The sequence below is a fragment of the [Scytonema hofmanni] UTEX 2349 genome, assembly GCF_000582685.1.
Classification (GTDB): Bacteria; Cyanobacteriota; Cyanobacteriia; order Cyanobacteriales; family Nostocaceae; genus Hassallia; species Hassallia hofmanni.
This window is the reverse complement of the sequence record NZ_KK073768.1, coordinates 4988600-5005428: the sequence shown is the minus strand read 5'-3', so window position 1 is coordinate 5005428 and position 16829 is coordinate 4988600. Positions and strand designations below refer to the sequence as shown.

Genomic DNA, 16829 nt, shown 5'->3' with positions numbered 1-16829 from the left:
TTGCAATATTCCACCTCGCATCTATCTATCATGCAAATATTATTTTTACATCCTAATTTTCCGGCTCAATTTCGTCATGTAGCCGCAGCTTTAGCCAAAGACAGTAGTAACCAGGTTTTTTTTGGTAGTACTCGTCATGAAGGAAGTTTACCTGGTGTTAACAAGGTTTTTTATAAGCCGAAACGGGAAGCTCGACCGGAAACCCATCACTATGTTAGACCTTTGGAAAATGCTGTTCTTCAGGGTCAGGCTGTTTTTCGGATGGCAGAACAGCTAAAGGCTAAGGGATTTGTACCTGATGTAGTTTATGGTCATTCGGGTTGGGGACCAACGTTATTTATTAAAGATATTTTCCCCGAAGCTAAATTTTTATGTTATTTCGAGTGGTTTTATCACGCTCATGGTTCCGATGCTGATTTTGACCCCAATGATCCCCTGAGTTATGACGATGAAGCTCGGATTCGCATCAAAAATGCCCCAATTTTGCAAGACTTATATAGTTGCGATCGCGGTCTTTCTCCAACTTATTGGCAGCGTCAGCAGTTCCCTTCTGAATATCAACGTAAAATTAGTGTTCTGCATGACGGCATTGATACTGAGTTTTTCCGTCCCAAATCAGGAGCAAAGTTAGTCATAGCGAGCAAAAATATCGACCTTTCTCATGTAGACGAAATAGTTACTTATGCTACTAGAGGAATGGAGCCTTATCGGGGCTTTCCGCAGTTTATAGAAGCAGTGTCTTTACTCCAGCAGCGACGACCAAATTGTCATGTGGTGGTTGTGGGAGAAAACCGGGTAGCTTACGGCAAAAAACTAGCTGATGGTAAAACCTATAAAGATGTGATGCTGGATAAATTCCCCATCGACCAAAGTCGAATCCATTTTACAGGTTGGCTACCTTACGAAGAATATCTGCAAGTTCTCCAAGCTTCCTCAGTTCATGTTTATTTAACTCGTCCCTTTGTTTTATCTTGGTCTTTACTCGAATCCCTTTGTACAGGTTGTTTGGTAGTGGGTTCGAGAACCCCTCCTGTCATGGAAGTCATTCAAGATGGGGTAAATGGCTTGTTAGCAGACTTTTTCTCACCGCAGGAAATATGCGATCGCATCGAGGAAGCACTAAATCACCCCGATAAAATGGCACAAATTCGCGCAAAAGCCAGAGAAACTGTGGAAAAATCCTATAATTTATCAGTTTTATTACCCAAACACCTCCAATGGTTACAACAGCAGCAAGAGAATACTACATTAGTCTTCCCAAGTAGTGCAGTTCAAATCGAGTCTAAAGTATCCTCAATTACAGAAAACAGTTTAGGCAGTAAGTACCAGCACATAGAAATAATAAAAAGTCCATCGACTGAAGTATTGCAGGTAAATAATCGCAAGGTGACTGCCCAAGAAATAGTCCCCTTGTTGATTCAATATCAAATGCTACCTAAACTCAAACAAGAACTAGTAATAGAGGAGGCGATCGCATCCTTTACCTGTACTCCTGAAGAGGAAGCCAAATGTCACGAGGAATTTTGCCAACAACATCAATTAACATCCGAAATAAAACGTCAAAGTTGGTTGCAAGAACAAGGATTAACGGAAGCACAATTTATCGAATTAACAACTCGCAAATTTAGAGTTGAGAAGTTCCAAAAAGCGACTTGGGGTAGTTGTTTAGAATCATACTTCCGTCAACGCAAACAACAACTTGACCAAGTTATCTACTCCCTGATTCGTCTTAAAGATGCAGATTTGGCACGAGAAATTTATTTTCGTCTTTTAGAAGACGAACAACCTTTTGCAGAACTAGCAAGACAATATTCTCAAGGTACAGAAGTTTCTACTGGTGGTTTAATTGGTCCAGTTCCGTTTTCATCACCCCATCCAAAATTAGCTCAAATTCTTACCATCAGTCAACTCGGTCAGTTATCACCCCCAACCCGTATCGGTGAATGGTGGATAATTGTCCGCTTAGAAAAACTTTTACCAGCCAAATTAGACGAAGCAATGAAAGAGAAATTGCTCAATGAACTATTTACAACTTGGTTACAAGAACAACTTGAACCTGTAACAGCTAAACAACAGCCATTAGAAATCAAACAATCAGCCTAGCTAGTGCAACAAGGCAAACTTATCCCTAGTATCGATGGGCAAAAGTCAAGAGTTAAAAAGCTTATAATTCCGGCTTTTCAACGATTTAAAATCGATACTAGGACTTACGCCGTGTAGCCCTATTTTCTAGTTGGGATAAAGCCCTACAAAAGTGTTGAAATAAGAGGTTGTTTGAAAAGTTGTTAGCTGTGATTTTAGGCACTTATTGAACCGAACAAAATACATACCTTGTCGAATGAAACAGCCCTGCCTTAAAAAGGGGGGAACCGGAATCAAAGTCCCCCTTTTCAAGGGGGATTTAGGGGGATCTAGAAGGTTTTGATACTGACAAGAGGACTTTTCAAACATCCTCTAAGAACGCTATGCCTAGCGCAACCACAAACATCTCTACGATTTCAACCAATATCCCACGCCAAAAGTTTCCCACTTATTCAATCAATCTAAGGAACTCTATACTATGTCATCTCAAGACTTTAGCAATCAAAACCTGGTTGGAAATAATTTTAACGGTCAAAACCTGAATGGCTCAACTTTTTTCAAAGCCAGCCTTACAAATGTCCAATTAGTTGGTACGCAACTCAGAAGCACTAACTTCTCAGAAGCAGTTCTAATCAATGTTAATGCATCAAATGCGATCTTTGCTCCTAATGCCACCTTTGCCACACCAGCTAATTTTTCTCTAGCAACATTGCAGAATGTCAATCTCAGAGGTGCAAATTTAAGAGGGGCAAATCTATTTAAAATCAACACATCAGATATTAACCTGTCAAATGCCAACCTAACGGATGCTATTTTGCGGGAAGCTAATCTGAGTGGTGAACAATCTGAGCGTCCCAATCTTACTGGTGCTAACTTTACTCGCGCTGACCTGTCTTTAGCGAATTTTAAAGCAGCTGACTTTACAGGTGCTAATTTTACAAATGCGAACTTCCAAGGAGCAGCTCTAGAAGCAACTCTCTTCGTCAACGTCAATGCAACAGGTGCAGACTTCCGGGAAACAAATTTCACAGATATAACCCTGCAAAACGCGATTTTTGACCTAGCTAATTTTAGTGGTGTCTCTTTGAGTGATGCTCCACTCGAACCAGGTCAAACGGCTAATGTCAAGTTTCGTGGGGCTAATTTAAGTGGTTTCCTTGTAGATGATGCTGTTCTAACTGGTGCTGATTTTAGCCCCTCTGGTAGCACAGTTACTAACCTGACTAATGCCAAGTTTGAGAATACCAATTTGAGTGGAGCAAATTTCAGCCAAGCCAATGCCCAAGGTGTCTTGATTAATGGACTTGCGGTTGAGGCAAATTTCACCAATGCTAATTTGACTAACGCTGACTTGTCAAAAGGTGACTTTACAAATGCTACCTTTTTTGGAGCTAATCTCACAGGTGCGATCGCCGTTGATGCGATCGGTTTAATCGTTGGAAATGCTGAAAATAACATCCTCAACGGTACAGGTAGCAAGGATAACATCTTTGGTAATGCTGGCAATGATGATATCAATGGTGATGCTGGAAATGATTATCTCGATGGTGGTGGTGGTGCTGACACCCTGATTGGTGGTGGTGGTGCTGACACCCTAATTGGTGGTGGTGGTGCTGACACCCTGAATGGGGGAGGTGGTAACGATATCCTGATTGGTGGTGCTGGTAACGATATCATGAATGGTGATGCTGGTAATGACACCTTTATTTTTGCATCGGGCTTTGGTAGCGATCGCATTAACAATTTCGCTAATGATGCAGACAAAATTGACCTCAAGGCATTCGCAACCAGTTTTGGAGCTTTGACCGTTACTCAAAATGCTGCAAACACCCTGATTTCTGGTTCGATTTTCGGTACAAATACCATTACCCTGGCAAACTTCACTTCTACCAATCTTGATGCTAGCGACTTTATCTTCTAACTTTGTCAACTAGTGGATGACCACATTAATTTCGATAGGCTAACATATCCCCAACATTTTGAAAAGGTTTAGGAGGTACATACGTAAAACCCAAAACCCTATAGAGACGTAGCAATGCTACGTCTCTACATGTATTTCATAACAACGCAATCTGCTGTATAACGCTGCGGGGAGTATAAAAACTGCACATAATTTATAATCTTGTAAGGTAAGAAAATGCGGATACTTTTTACCATAGCTCATTTTTTTCGACCCGATAGCCAAGGAAAACACGCTTCCCAAAGGAAAGATCACCAAGCCCGCATACATGCTTTAACTCAAAGCATTAGTAACTTACATCAGCTATTTGGCAAGTCTCAAAGTATTATTAATATCGGTCAAAGATTAGCTTTTCCGGCAAACCAATCTCAAGGTAGTAAACTCGATATTATGATTTGTACTACTCAAGATTGTCATCTTGTTACTGAACTACCTTTATCATCCCATTTTTATCAACATTATCCAACTGAAGCCGAACCAATCTTGTTAGGTTTTCAATGTCAAGCGTTGCTAAGAGACAATTTAGGCAAGTATGATTATTACTGTTTTTTGGAAGATGATTTAATTATTCACGATCCTTTGTTTTTTGTGAAATTAAATTGGTTTACTCAACAAGCTGGTGATTTAAGTCTACTGCAACCCAACCGCTACGAAGTTTCCATTAATAATTTTACCGATAAAGCCTATGTTGATGGCGATCTGCTTCCACGAGTAACCGCACCCTTTCAAAATATACAAGAAAAGCCGGAACTCCAAGGAAAAATAATGGGGATACCAATCACGTTTAAGCGAGCTTTAAATCCCCATTCTGGTTGTTATTTTTTGAATGCTAATCAAATGGCTTATTGGGCAAAGCAAGCGCATTTTCTTGACCAAGATACACGCTTTATTAGTCCTTTAGAAAGTGCTGCTACTTTGGGTATTATGAAGACATTTAGAATTTACAAAACAGCACCAGAACAGGCTAATTTTATAGAAATTCAACATTTTGGTACAGCATTTTTAAGGCTAATTGGCAAGCAGATTATGATAAATTCACAACGCTGATGGTTTGCAAACCTAGTGATAAGTGGTTGTGCAAAATTATATATATATTGTCCCAAGCGTTCGCGCAACGCGTCTCGTAGAGAGGAACGTTCGCGGAGCGTTTCGTAGAGAAGCAATTGGCTTGCAGTTTGGGGTTGTCGCAATGTATAACCATTTTTATTTAGGGAGATCCAAAAAATAAAATATCCATCTCCGAAAATGAACTATGCGTTGTCTACAACCCTTGTAGAGACGCGAAATTGAACTTCGTCCCGCTTCGCTAACGCGTCTCTACATTGTTTTCTGGAGATGTCTAATATCCAGCCGTGTATTGAAATAATTGGTTGGGTATCGTGGATCTAGGTTATGCCGGGATGATATTTTATTACTTGTAAGTGCCTTATACCAATTTAATATGAAGACGCATAGAAAGAACCCCACCCTAACCCTCCCCGCAAGCGGGGAGGGAACCGGATTTTCCCCTAAGAGCTTGCGAGGTGGGGTCTAATTCTATGCAGCTTCACAAATAATTGGTATTACCCGCTTATTATGTTCGCTTAATTACTTATTAAACCCGGAGAACCCCACCCCGCCCTGTGCTTTGACATATGCGAAAATGATGCAGAGTGGTAGGATTGTTTTACAGTCAATCCGTCCTTTTAGGACGGGGTTTTTATCCAAAAATTTCGATGAAAAAACCAGTTATCGAAAGCGATACCCCAGAAGAGGCAAAGCTGGAGAAAACAGCAGCTAACAGATTTCGCGACTTATTCAAATTCTTTGGTGAAGCTCGCACCCAAATTTTGCTGTGGTATTTGCTCCTGATGGTTTTTTTTATAACGATCGCAATTCCGACCATTCGTGACCGTTTGTATGCACGAGTAGAAGCGCGAGTGGTGGAAGCTTTATTGGATGAAATCGCCGATTTTCAGCAAGTGATCGATAAAGGTTTTAAGGGTGAGGATGAGCGAGATATCGAACAACTACGAAGCTTAGGAAATCATCACATATTTTGGGACTCACCCACAAACCACGAAGAATTGAAAAAGATATTTGATATTTACTTCGCGCATGAATTACCAGAAGATGATGTTTTTTTTATTGCAGTGATTAATGGTGAGTTTTACAAATCGAGTCCGGAAGCATTACCTAATATTATCAACCGCAATTCTGTTTTAATGCAAGGTTGGCAAAAGCTGACAAAGCGATCGCAAGCAGAAATCGAAGTCAAAGACCCAAAAATCGACAGTATTCTTTATATTGCCCAACCTGTACAAATTAACAAGCAGCTTACCGGAGTGTTTGTGGTTGCTCACACCACCGCAGGGGAACGTAATGAAGCGTTAGAAGCTTTAGAAGTCGTCATTGAAGTTAAAGCTATAAGTCTCTTCATTGCTTTATTGTTTGCTTGGTTAGCTGCTGGTAAGGTATTAGCACCATTACACAAATTAATGCAGACAACGCAACTAATCAGCGAATCAGATTTATCTCAACGTATTCCCGTAGAAAGAGAAAGTGGGGAAATCGCTGAACTTGCCAAAACTTTCAATACCATGATGGATAGATTAGAGTCATCTTTTAGAATTCAGCGCAACTTGATTAACGACGCAGGACACGAACTCCGGACTCCGATCACAATTATTCGCGGACATTTGGAATTAATGGGGGATGATCCGGAGGAACAACGGGAAACCATCGCTTTAGTGATGGATGAACTTGATCGCATGAATCGGTTTGTCGAAGATTTGCTGTTGTTGGCTAATGCAGAACGTCCAGATTTTTTATTATTCCAGATGGTCGAACTTAGGGGATTTACAGAAGAATTATTTACCAAGGCTACAGCGCTAGCTGATCGAAAATGGAAACTAGGTGAGGTTGGTAAAGGTAATGTGATTATTGACCGTCAAAGAGTGACGCAGGCAGTTATGAATCTGGCACAAAATGCTACACAACACACTCGTGAAAGCGATACTATTATCATCGGTTCGAGCATTTGCAAAGAAAAAGTCCGATTTTGGGTTAGCGACACCGGAGAAGGAATTGCCACCAGTGACCAAAAGTGGATTTTTGAACGTTTTGCCCGTGCTGGTGCCAGTCGTCGTCGTTCGGATGGTGCTGGATTAGGTTTATCAATTGTCCAGGTAATTACTGAGGCACACCAAGGTCAAATTTACCTGAAAAGTAAATTGGGAACTGGTTCCACCTTCACCATTGTTTTACCAGTAGAACCATCGTCAGAGGTTAGATTAAATGAATCGAATTCTCATTGCCGAAGATGAACTCCGTATTGCCGCTTTTATCAAAAAAGGATTGCGATCGCACGGTTTTATGCCGACTGTAGCCAATGATGGTACCACTGTTAGTAATATAGCTGTGAGTAATCAATTTGACTTACTAATTTTAGATTTGGGGTTGCCTGGTAAACACGGGATAGAGATTTTAGAGGAAATACGCGGTCAAGGTGCAGATATACCAATAATTATTTTGACTGCCCGTCATGATATTCAAGATAAAATTGCGGGGTTTGAAGCTGGTGCAGATGATTATTTAACTAAGCCATTTCGGTTTGAAGAATTATTAATGCGGGTCAAAGCCAGATTACGCAATAATATCAGTACCCAGCTAAAAGAAGAAACAGTGCTAAAGGCTGGAGAAGTACTTTTATATTTGCGATCGCGTAAAGTCAAAGTCAACGGAGAAAGCATCGAATTACCCGCACGGGAATTTACCCTCGCAGAAACTTTTTTTCGTCATCCCGGACAAGTACTCAGTCGAGAGCAGCTATTAGATCGAGTTTGGGGTTATGATTATGACCCAGGTTCCAATATTGTTGATGTTTATGTTGGCTATTTGCGGAAAAAAATAGGTAACAATTTAATTGAAGCAGTGCGGGGAATCGGTTATCGTCTGCGAACATGACTTCTTTGACCGAAACAGGGTTTGGGGTCCCTTGCTCCTTGCTTCAGCAACGATTGCAGAGATTAAAAAACTCATTTTAGAACTAACTCTTTAACGGAATTTGAATCACAAATTCTGTCCCATTCCCCACAGATGAAATACATTGTAATGTTCCGCCGTGCTTCTCGGTGATAATTTGGTTGCTAATAGAAAGTCCTAATCCACTACCTTTACCTTCTGGTTTAGTTGTGAAGAAAGGTTGAAAAATCTGGCTTTGCACTGACTCTGATATCCCCATTCCGTTGTCGGAAATTTGAATTGTTACTTGCTTTTTATCGATAGTGGTACAAATGCGAATTAGTCCAATGCGAGAAGCCGTAGAAAACGTGTCTACGTCTTTTATAGATTCCTCAATCGCATCAATCGCATTCGAGAGTAAATTCATAAACACCTGATTAATTTGTACTGGGTAGCATTTGATTTTGGGCAAATTGCCATATTCTTTGATGACATTAATAGCGGGACGTTTGGGTAAAGCTTTCAAACGGTGCTGCAAAATCATTAAACTAGTTTCTAGTCCTTCATGAATATCAACAGCCTTTTTCTCTTCTCCATCCAGTCGGGAAAAATTTCGCAGCGATTGCATAATTCCTTGAATGCGTTCAGTACCAAGTTTCATTGAAGATAGGACTTTAGGCAAATCTTCCAGTACATGCTCTAAATCCATCGCCTTAATGTTATCTTCAATTTGGTACCCAGGTGTGGGAAACTCTTTTTGGTAGAGCTTCACTAAGTTAATTAAATCTTGGATGTAGTTGGAAGCGTAATATAAGTTAGTAGAAATAAAGCCTACGGGATTGCTAACTTCATGAGCCACACCAGTAACTAGTTGCCCTAAAAAGGAAATCTTTTCACTTTGGACTAACTGTAATTGAGTTTTTTTGAGTTCTTCTAAAGCTTGAGAAAGTTCAGCAGTACGTTCTTTAACTCTTTGCTCTAATTGCTGTTTTTGTTCGTCTAACTCTAAGTTGAGTTGTCGCATTTTTAAGTGTAATTTAATTCTGGCTATAACTTCTTTTTGATTAAATGGCTTCGTAATGTAATCTACTGCTCCTAAACTTAGTCCTTTAACTTTTTCTACGGAATCAGAAAGAGCAGTAATAAAAATGATGGGAATTTCTTTAGTAGATGGATTTGCCTGCAATTTTCGACAAGTTTCAAAACCATCTATTCCAGGCATCATTACATCTAACAATATCAAATCAGGCGGATTATTTTTTACTTGCTCAATTCCACTGTTTCCGTCCATTTCAACTATAACTTCATAGCCAGCATTCTCTAAAGTAGCGTGAAGAACTTGTAAATTAGTTGGGCTGTCATCAATAACTAATATTGTCTCCAAGTTGTTGATAGTGTTATTTGTGCTTTCAGTTAATAAATCGTTTTTTTGATTGTCTAAATTAATCATTGTAGTTTTTAATTTAATTGTTTATTTTGATATTAATTTATATGATTTTCTAGAAACTGACGTATTTTCTTGATGTTCAAGCTTTTCACAAGCTGATTTAAGTGGTTAACAAAAGGTTTATAGTCTTCATTCATTTTGTAAATTTTTTCCAATTCTTTTTGAATTCCTTTGATTTGTCCTTTCTTTGCATATTCTATGAGCTTTGCCAAATCGTCAACTGGTGGGACAACAATTTCACCTGTTGTTATTTCTGGTTTAAGCGATACCCCCGGAGAAAGTGGCTGATGCACTTTTTCTTTTTGCGATTCTGCGTAAATCCAATTCAATTTTAAGTGCTTTGACAAAAGGCGATATATTTCCGCTGCTTGCACCGGTTTTGCCAAAAAATCATCACTTCCTGCTAGTTTATTTTGTTGTCGGTTTCTATCAAAAATACTAGCGTAATAAGCAATAAATATTGTATATTGAAAATTTTTGTTTGTTCGCAACTGCCGAAGCATTTCCCACCCATCGATTAGAGGCATTTCTAAATCAGAGATAATCAAATCTGGATAATAAAGACTTGCTTTTTCTAAGCCTTCTTCACCGTTAGCAGCTTCAATTATAGTAAAACCCAAGGGTTTTAAAAGATTGACAATTACTGAGCGATTTTCCCAATTGTCATCGACAATCATAATTTTTCTTCTGCAACCAGAGTAACCAGTGATTCTCCCGCCATTTGTGATAGTATTACTCTCTGTCCAATTATCAGGTATTAAAAATTCTATTTCAAACTCAAATATACTACCTACACCAAACTTACTTTTTACTTGAATGGAACTACCCATAATTTCGACAATTTTCTGGCTAATAGCTAGTCCTAATCCTGTGCCTTCTGTTTGATGTGTGTTATCTCCTAGCTGCTCAAAGGGTAAGAAAATCTTCTCTATTTGTGTAGGACTCATGCCAACCCCTGTATCTTGAATTTTAAATCTTATTTTTTTCATTTCTTGTTTGTTAGCAATTCTAGAATTTGTCATTAAATCTACTTTAAAAATTACTCTTCCATTGTCGGTAAATTTTATGGCATTACCAATCAAATTAATTAATATTTGTCGCAGTCGCTTATCGTCACCAGTGACACCTGTTGGTAAATTGGCAGCAGGTTGGTAAATAAAATCGATGTTTTTTTCTTCAGCTTTAAAGCGACAAATTTCTACAACACCTTGTAAAAAAGAGGGTAGATAAAAATCTGTTGGTCGCAGTTCCATTTTGTGAGCTTCTATTTTGGAAATGTCTAGAATATCATTTATTAATGTTAATAAATTTAAGCCACATGAGTGAATAATGCTGACGCCATGTTTTTCTTCTTCTGTTAGAGTTTTGGAGTTTTCTAGGATTTGAGCGTAGCCTAAAATCCCGTTAAGTGGGGTTCTCAGCTCATGGCTCATGTTTGCTAAAAATTCACTCTTGGCATTATTGGCAATATCAACTGCTATTTGGGCTTCTTTTTGCTTAGTTAAAAGGGTTGTTACTTGGTGGATCAGTTGATTGAGAGAAGCTGTTAATAATCCTACTTCGTCAGTTTTGCTAATAGGTGCTTCCACATTTAATTCTGGGGTTGCTTTTTGAGCAACATCAGTTAATACTTTTATCGGATAAGCGATCGCCTTACTTATATACATAATAAAATAAGTCGCGATCGCTATCGATATCATAATACTTGTAAAAATAATTACTCTTTGTATAATTTCTGCTTGAGCAAAAATAATTTCAGCTTCCTCCTCTTTTTTATCGGCAGTTTTTATGATAATTGCTACTTCATGCAAAATTTTAGTTTGTTTTACATATGTATTGCTATCTGTCAACTCTACTAGCAATTTATTTGCTTTCCAACCATCTTCATACTCTATATTTTTGGGATCAATTTTATCTAACGTAGCTTGTAAATCTTGGGCAAATTTTTCAAATGTGCCGTTATACTTCACAAGCAGCTGTTTTAGGGATGTTATCGAAGAAGTTGACGCCGAGGAATTGAGAGAAAATAGCAATATTTTAACTTGAGCAATACGCTGAATCGCTGTTGTTTTTGCTTTCTGAAACTCTTTTGGTTTTCGCAAATAAGGAGCAAACTCTTTAACTGGTTCAAATTCTAAACCAGCGGAGTGCAAATTATACAAAAGCTTACGCTCTTTGCGAATACTCATCCTCTGCTTGTTAGCTGCCTGCTGGTAATAATTGCCGATAGTTAAGCCGCTAAGAGTGGAAGCAACGACAATGGTAAGAGCGATCGCATACCCAATGCTAATCTTATTACTGATACTCAGGCTACTAATTACCTGACGCATCCCAGGCAAAAAGTTAAATAAAGCTACTTGCTTTCTTTGATCGGGATTGATAATCTGATGATCTAATTGAGTTGAGTCATTAATTTTGGGAGGTCGCATGTACGTATATAATCAACAGCGGATGCAATAAGTGCATTTTTTGAGGATGTTAACTATATAGTTCCCAAATGGAAGTTAAGAATTTACATTGTCCTAGAGACGTTCCGACGCAACGTCTCTACAATACGATCCAATCCATCTATCCTATAAGTAGAATTGAACATTTGGGATAAAAACATGAGAGTTTGGCTTGCCTGCTTTTTCGTGCTGTTTGCCCTAGCAAAATTGTTTGACTGGGTGCAAGGACTTTCCCTACCGCTACCAATGTATATTTTGGGTGGGGCTTTTTTAGCTGTTGCTTCTAACTACGATAAAATTGTCGGCTCTTACTTCAGCGATGCTATTAGTGAAGCCCAACCTGAACAATCTCAGTTAGATGCATCTTCTGTCGAAAAAGTCAATTCATCGGTATGAAAATATAAATAACGTAGTAAGCACGGAGAGTGCTTAACTACTTATGAGCGGTAAACCGCTTACTACGAACTAGGGGTACATTTTACTATTTAGTCATGAGTAACTCAACACTGGGTCGTTTGGTCGAAGTTGCCACACTGTTTTTCAAGTTGGGTATCATCGGTTTCGGGGGTCCGGTTGCTCATATAGCCATGATTGAAGATGAAGTAGTCAAGCGGCGTCAGTGGATGACACGAGAGCATTTTCTTGACTTAATTGGAGCAACTAATCTGATTCCGGGTCCGAATTCTACAGAAATGGCGATTCATGTAGGATATGTGTATGCGGGATGGTTGGGGCTGATTGTTGCGGGTGTTTGCTTTATTTTACCTGCGGTGTTAATTACAGGTGTATTTGCCTGGATTTATGTTAACTATGGCAATTTGCCTCAAGTCGCTCCTTTATTGTATGGAATTAAGCCTGCTGTTTTAGCAGTGATTTTGGATGCGCTTTGGCGTTTGGGGAAAAAGGCGGTAAAAAGTCGTGAATATTTGGCGATCGCCTTGGGTGTAATAGTCTTATTATTGCTGTTGAAACTTAATGAAGTGATTGCCCTGTTAATTGGGGGTATCTTAGGTATGATTTGGTTGCGTAGTGGCGATCGCGGCAAAACCCCACCAAACATAGCAAACTTTCTCATCGCTAATTTAACTTATTGTGCGGCTTTTAAAACAACAGCAGTTACTGCGGCAACTACTGCACATACAATATCAAACGTCTCTTTATGGAAATTAGGTTTATTTTTCCTCAAAGTCGGTAGCGTATTGTTTGGCGGTGGTTTTGTCTTGGTAGCGTTTCTCGAAGGTGGATTAGTTCAAGAATACGGCTGGTTAACGCAACAACAGTTACTCGATGCGATCGCGATCGGTCAATTTACCCCAGGACCGATTCTTTCTACCGCTACCTTTATCGGTTATGTAATTGCAGGTGTTCAAGGTGCAATTGTTGCCACGGTGGGAATTTTTCTTCCGTCGTTTTTTTTCACAGCTATTCTTAATCCCCTTGTTCCTCGCTTACGTGCATCGAAATGGACAAGTTCCTTTCTCGATGCGGTGAATGTCAGTGCTGTGGCGTTGATGGTTGTTGTAACCTTGGAATTAGCAGCAGCGACTTTAATACCAAAAGCTGCGTATAAAGTGGACTTTTTAGCTGTAGCGATCGCGATCGTCTCAGCCATTTTAGTAATTCGTTTCCGCATCAATGCTGCATGGCTAATTTTCGGTGGTGCTTTCATCGGATGGCTAGCTTTTCTTTTAGGTTACATTCGTTGACCCCCACAGCGAATACGAACAGATAAAACTGTTTAATTGAAGCGTGAATCTCCATCCTTTAAGGACAAAGAAAATGTCAACTATTTTAGTTACGCTTAAACAATTGTAAGTAATTTACCGGACATGATATGATAAATCTGAGATTACAAGTTAGTTAAGTGACAAGCCGGGGAATGCGATCGCACAAGGATTAAGACGATATAGCGGTTCTCACTCCCATGAGCTAGACAAAAACCCTTATCTAACAATAGCTTTAGTTCCGAAAACTGCACTTTCCCAGAGCAGGAAATGCGGTAGTATATTAACTAGCACATCAATATCCTGCCATCTGCCCTGTGTCTTTCTTGGTAAAGTCAAAAACCTTAAGTAAAAATATTAAATCAATTGTCAACTAAAATGAATAATTTCTCAAACTTTCAAAATATCATCGCAGAGGTTCCGCAGTATTTGCGTTCAATCCCGCTTCCGAGTCCTTGGAAGACATTAGTAATCAATGCAATTGTAATTCTTGTATCCTATATTTTTATCTTTTACATTCTTCGCATCTGGTTTCGTCGATTCCGCTCAGATGCAGCGATTATGACGCTGAATGTCTCTAAAATCCCCGCCTTAATTATTAGTATTCTTCTAAGCCTGAAACTCTTTTTAGTATCACTAGGAACAAGTACATTCCTGACAACAGTTCAGAAAAGTTTCTCTGCAATCATCATCATTACACTAACTTTCTGGCTAGTTAGTTTTCTGACCGAAGTAGTTGTTTACTATCTAGTGGAATTTGCCGAAAAAAGTGAGGCGCAGTGGGATGATGTCTTAGTACCACTGCTGCAAAATGTCTTGCCAGTGATTGTCTACCTAACTGGAGGTTTATTATCTCTTCAAGCTTTTGGTCTAGATTTGACTGGATTGTGGGTTGCTGTGGGAGGAGCAGCCTTTATTCTCGGTTTTGCCTTAAAAGATATCTTGGGGAATTTTTTTGCTGGTGTAGTGTTATTGATTGATTCTCCCTTCCGCTTTGGTGATGTCGTAACTCTAGAGGATGGAAAACCAGCAATCATCAAAAAAGTTGGGTTACGGTTGACTACTTTGTATGTAATTGATCAACACTGCGATTTATATGTACCCAACAATTCAATTCAAAGTCAATCGATTCTTAACTTAAGTCGTCCCACAGCCCATTACTACTACACCCTTTCCTTTCCTGTAAAGAGTGATGCCGATCCAGCTCGTGTGATTGAACTGATGCAGTCAGTCATTCTTGCTCATCCGGATACATTAGGCAATGTGGATCGCAAGCTTAAAATGCTGAATGAATATTTTGGAATGTCAGAGGAACCAACTAAAGCACTTCAGAAGCGTGAGGCTGGGCAATTGCGATTATTGGCTGAGAAGCAGGTCAATGCTCTGTTAGCAAAGGTGGAACAAGCATTTGATGATCTTTCAGATAAAATTAGTCGCATGGAAGATGGAGGTTTAGATAAAGAAGAGATTAGAAACCTTCAACGCGTTTTTATGGATATTTGTCAAATGATTGGGATGGAGGTTTTGTCTGACCGCTTAGTTAGAAGCAAACGTGTGTGGTTGGAGGAATCCCCCGAAGCAGTTGCTGCCGAGGGAGCGTTAATTGGTTTCATCCGCTGTTGGTATAAATCTTGGTTAAAAGATCCGGATTTGCTCCATGAGGATCGAATTCAGCTACCAAAGTATTGGGAGCAAAAGATTAATCTGCTGAAGATCAAGATGAACAAACTCTTTGTGAAAGTGAGTAAGACTTCATCAGACGATACTCGCTTAGATGATGCCATGTCATCTCTACGGATGTGGATGCAGGAAAATTTCAAAACTACCCGCAACGAATGGCAGGAACCTAAAATTTGGGTTAGCGAAATTCAGCAATCAGAACGAAATTTTAGCGTAAAGTTCTACGTAGACGATATTACCTTAGAACACTGCGAACGGGGGGTGCGAATTAAGAGTGAAGTCAATCGAGAACTGACCTGGCAATTGAGACGATCTTACCTTTCTATATAGGGTCAACCAGAGCGTTCATACTGAATCAGATCATGTCTGGTTAATTAGTTATTATGGGGGTACATCTGTGCAAAAAGTTGAAAACGCTCTCTCTTTGCACTATGAAGCCCCCCAAGCTCCTGTCTTAATATATAAGTCTTTAACCAAAAGTGATTTTGAGGAAAATTATGTCATTAGCAGATTTTTATAATTTGTACGAGTTGCAACCAGCAAAATTGTGAATAAACAGAATAATATATTTAGCCATATAGTGATGACCGCAAAACAGGAATTACCACAACTGCAACTTTCCCAAACCTCAAATTTGATCGGAACTGTCTCATTATTTGTCGCGCTGATTCCTATATCATTGGCACCAGTCTTGGTCAAATTATGCGAACGCGAAATTGGAGCAAATGCTGTAGCATTTCATCGCGCTTGGATCGCCACAATCGTTTTCGGATTTTTGAGCGGATTTGAAGCTTTTCGGTCTCAAAAGAGTGATGAGCAACCGATAGAACAGAAGCCTTTGACCAGACGAGAACTGGCGCTATTGTTCTTGATGGGAACTGCCGGAGCTACATACTCAATCCTGTGGGCTTGGTCGGTGACTCAAACTAGTATTCCCAACGTGACTTTACTGTCTAATATGAACTCCTTATTCGTTGGCTTGGCGGGGTATTTTTTATTCGGTCGGCGCTTCGATAACAGATTCATTATTGGTATGCTTATAGCGGTATGTGGAGCGATCGCCTTGGAACTCAATGAGGTGCAATTTGACACTTACCAAATACTTGGTGATGCGCTCGCTTTACTAACTGCGGTTTTTATCGCCACGTATCTGATGTTGGTAGAACGCTTAAGAAACCGATTTAGCACTGCCACAATTATGCTGTGGCGTTGCGGAATTACAACCGCGTTTTTGTTACCCGTCCTACCCCTAGTAGAAAATAGATTGTTTCCTTATACTGGGATGGGGTGGTTTTTCATAATTTTCCAAGCCCTTTTCTGCCAGGTGTTTGGTCAAGCACTTGTGGCTTACAGCCTCAGTAAATTATCCTCAGGAATTGTTGCCGTGACGCTGCTCCTAGAGCCAGTTATTGCCTCTTTTTTTGCTTGGCTCATTTTCAATGAAAAGGTCAGTTCTTTTGACCAAATGACTTTTGTGGTCATTTTATTAGGTATATATTTAGCCCAGTCCAGTCAATCTGCCATTAAACCAACAAATTAAAAAAGTT

At 39.5% G+C, this 16829-nt stretch carries 11 protein-coding genes; 9 read left to right on the top strand and 2 right to left on the bottom strand.

The window, feature by feature from the left end:
* The first annotated feature begins 30 nt into the window (after positions 1 to 30).
* The 5 genes from TOL9009_RS0127795 to TOL9009_RS0127775 all read left to right on the top strand — a co-directional run bounded on the left by TOL9009_RS0127795 (position 31) and on the right by TOL9009_RS0127775 (position 7987).
* Complete coding sequence (locus tag TOL9009_RS0127795) at positions 31 to 2103, top strand: glycosyltransferase (protein WP_029636485.1); 2073 nt, start codon at positions 31 to 33, stop codon at positions 2101 to 2103.
* A gap of 457 nt (positions 2104 to 2560) precedes the next feature.
* Positions 2561 to 4003 carry a pentapeptide repeat-containing protein gene (locus tag TOL9009_RS0127790; protein ID WP_029636484.1) on the top strand — a complete coding sequence of 481 codons (1443 nt, stop codon included), beginning with the start codon at positions 2561 to 2563 and terminating at the stop codon, positions 4001 to 4003.
* 216 nt (positions 4004 to 4219) lie between these two features.
* Entirely contained in the window at positions 4220 to 5089 is an 870-nt protein-coding gene (locus TOL9009_RS0127785; protein WP_029636483.1) for a hypothetical protein, read from the top strand.
* A 668-nt stretch (positions 5090 to 5757) separates the two neighbouring features.
* Positions 5758 to 7347, top strand: coding sequence for a sensor histidine kinase (locus TOL9009_RS0127780; RefSeq protein WP_051503139.1), 1590 nt, complete (start codon positions 5758 to 5760; stop codon positions 7345 to 7347).
* A complete protein-coding gene (locus TOL9009_RS0127775) occupies positions 7319 to 7987 on the top strand; it encodes a response regulator transcription factor (protein ID WP_029636479.1) in 669 nt (222 codons plus the stop codon). The genes TOL9009_RS0127780 and TOL9009_RS0127775 overlap by 29 nt, the downstream gene beginning before the upstream one ends.
* 82 nt (positions 7988 to 8069) lie before the next feature.
* Here the strand turns inward: TOL9009_RS0127775 and TOL9009_RS0127770 are convergent, their stop codons facing one another.
* Both TOL9009_RS0127770 and TOL9009_RS40720 read right to left on the bottom strand, forming a co-directional pair.
* Positions 8070 to 9434 carry a hybrid sensor histidine kinase/response regulator gene (locus TOL9009_RS0127770; RefSeq protein ID WP_084763322.1) on the bottom strand — a complete coding sequence of 455 codons (1365 nt, stop codon included), beginning with the start codon at positions 9432 to 9434 and terminating at the stop codon, positions 8070 to 8072.
* Positions 9435 to 9466: 32 nt separating this feature from the next.
* On the bottom strand, positions 9467 to 11860 hold the full coding sequence (locus tag TOL9009_RS40720; RefSeq protein WP_051503049.1) for an ATP-binding protein: 2394 nt from the start codon (positions 11858 to 11860) through the stop codon (positions 9467 to 9469).
* Positions 11861 to 12037: 177 nt separating this feature from the next.
* Here TOL9009_RS40720 and TOL9009_RS0127760 point away from each other — a divergent pair, with 177 nt between their 5' ends.
* The 4 genes from TOL9009_RS0127760 to TOL9009_RS0127745 all read left to right on the top strand — a co-directional run bounded on the left by TOL9009_RS0127760 (position 12038) and on the right by TOL9009_RS0127745 (position 16822).
* The gene (locus tag TOL9009_RS0127760; RefSeq protein ID WP_029636475.1) at positions 12038 to 12274 is read left to right on the top strand and encodes a hypothetical protein; all 237 of its coding nucleotides are present in this window, start codon (positions 12038 to 12040) and stop codon (positions 12272 to 12274) included.
* 95 nt (positions 12275 to 12369) lie between these two features.
* Positions 12370 to 13584 (top strand): chromate efflux transporter, encoded by a 1215-nt coding sequence (gene chrA / locus TOL9009_RS0127755; RefSeq protein WP_029636473.1) that lies wholly within the window; start codon positions 12370 to 12372, stop codon positions 13582 to 13584.
* Positions 13585 to 13980: 396 nt separating this feature from the next.
* Positions 13981 to 15612 carry a mechanosensitive ion channel family protein gene (locus tag TOL9009_RS0127750; RefSeq protein ID WP_084763321.1) on the top strand — a complete coding sequence of 544 codons (1632 nt, stop codon included), beginning with the start codon at positions 13981 to 13983 and terminating at the stop codon, positions 15610 to 15612.
* Between the two features lie 217 nt (positions 15613 to 15829).
* A complete protein-coding gene (locus tag TOL9009_RS0127745) occupies positions 15830 to 16822 on the top strand; it encodes a DMT family transporter (protein ID WP_199341620.1) in 993 nt (330 codons plus the stop codon).
* Positions 16823 to 16829: the final 7 nt, after the last annotated feature.

Excerpts from the sequence above, each read along its gene's own strand:
- TOL9009_RS40720 (WP_051503049.1), bottom strand. The coding sequence starts at position 11,860 with ATGCGACCTCCCAAAATTAATGACTCAACTCAATTAGATCATCAGATT.
- TOL9009_RS0127750 (WP_084763321.1), top strand. The coding sequence starts at position 13,981 with ATGAATAATTTCTCAAACTTTCAAAATATCATCGCAGAGGTTCCGCAG.
- TOL9009_RS0127795 (WP_029636485.1), top strand. The coding sequence starts at position 31 with ATGCAAATATTATTTTTACATCCTAATTTTCCGGCTCAATTTCGTCAT.
- TOL9009_RS0127785 (WP_029636483.1), top strand. The coding sequence starts at position 4,220 with ATGCGGATACTTTTTACCATAGCTCATTTTTTTCGACCCGATAGCCAA.
- TOL9009_RS0127790 (WP_029636484.1), top strand. The coding sequence starts at position 2,561 with ATGTCATCTCAAGACTTTAGCAATCAAAACCTGGTTGGAAATAATTTT.
- TOL9009_RS0127775 (WP_029636479.1), top strand. The coding sequence starts at position 7,319 with ATGAATCGAATTCTCATTGCCGAAGATGAACTCCGTATTGCCGCTTTT.
- TOL9009_RS0127770 (WP_084763322.1), bottom strand. The coding sequence starts at position 9,434 with ATGATTAATTTAGACAATCAAAAAAACGATTTATTAACTGAAAGCACA.
- TOL9009_RS0127760 (WP_029636475.1), top strand. The coding sequence starts at position 12,038 with ATGAGAGTTTGGCTTGCCTGCTTTTTCGTGCTGTTTGCCCTAGCAAAA.
- TOL9009_RS0127780 (WP_051503139.1), top strand. The coding sequence starts at position 5,758 with ATGAAAAAACCAGTTATCGAAAGCGATACCCCAGAAGAGGCAAAGCTG.
- chrA (WP_029636473.1), top strand. The coding sequence starts at position 12,370 with ATGAGTAACTCAACACTGGGTCGTTTGGTCGAAGTTGCCACACTGTTT.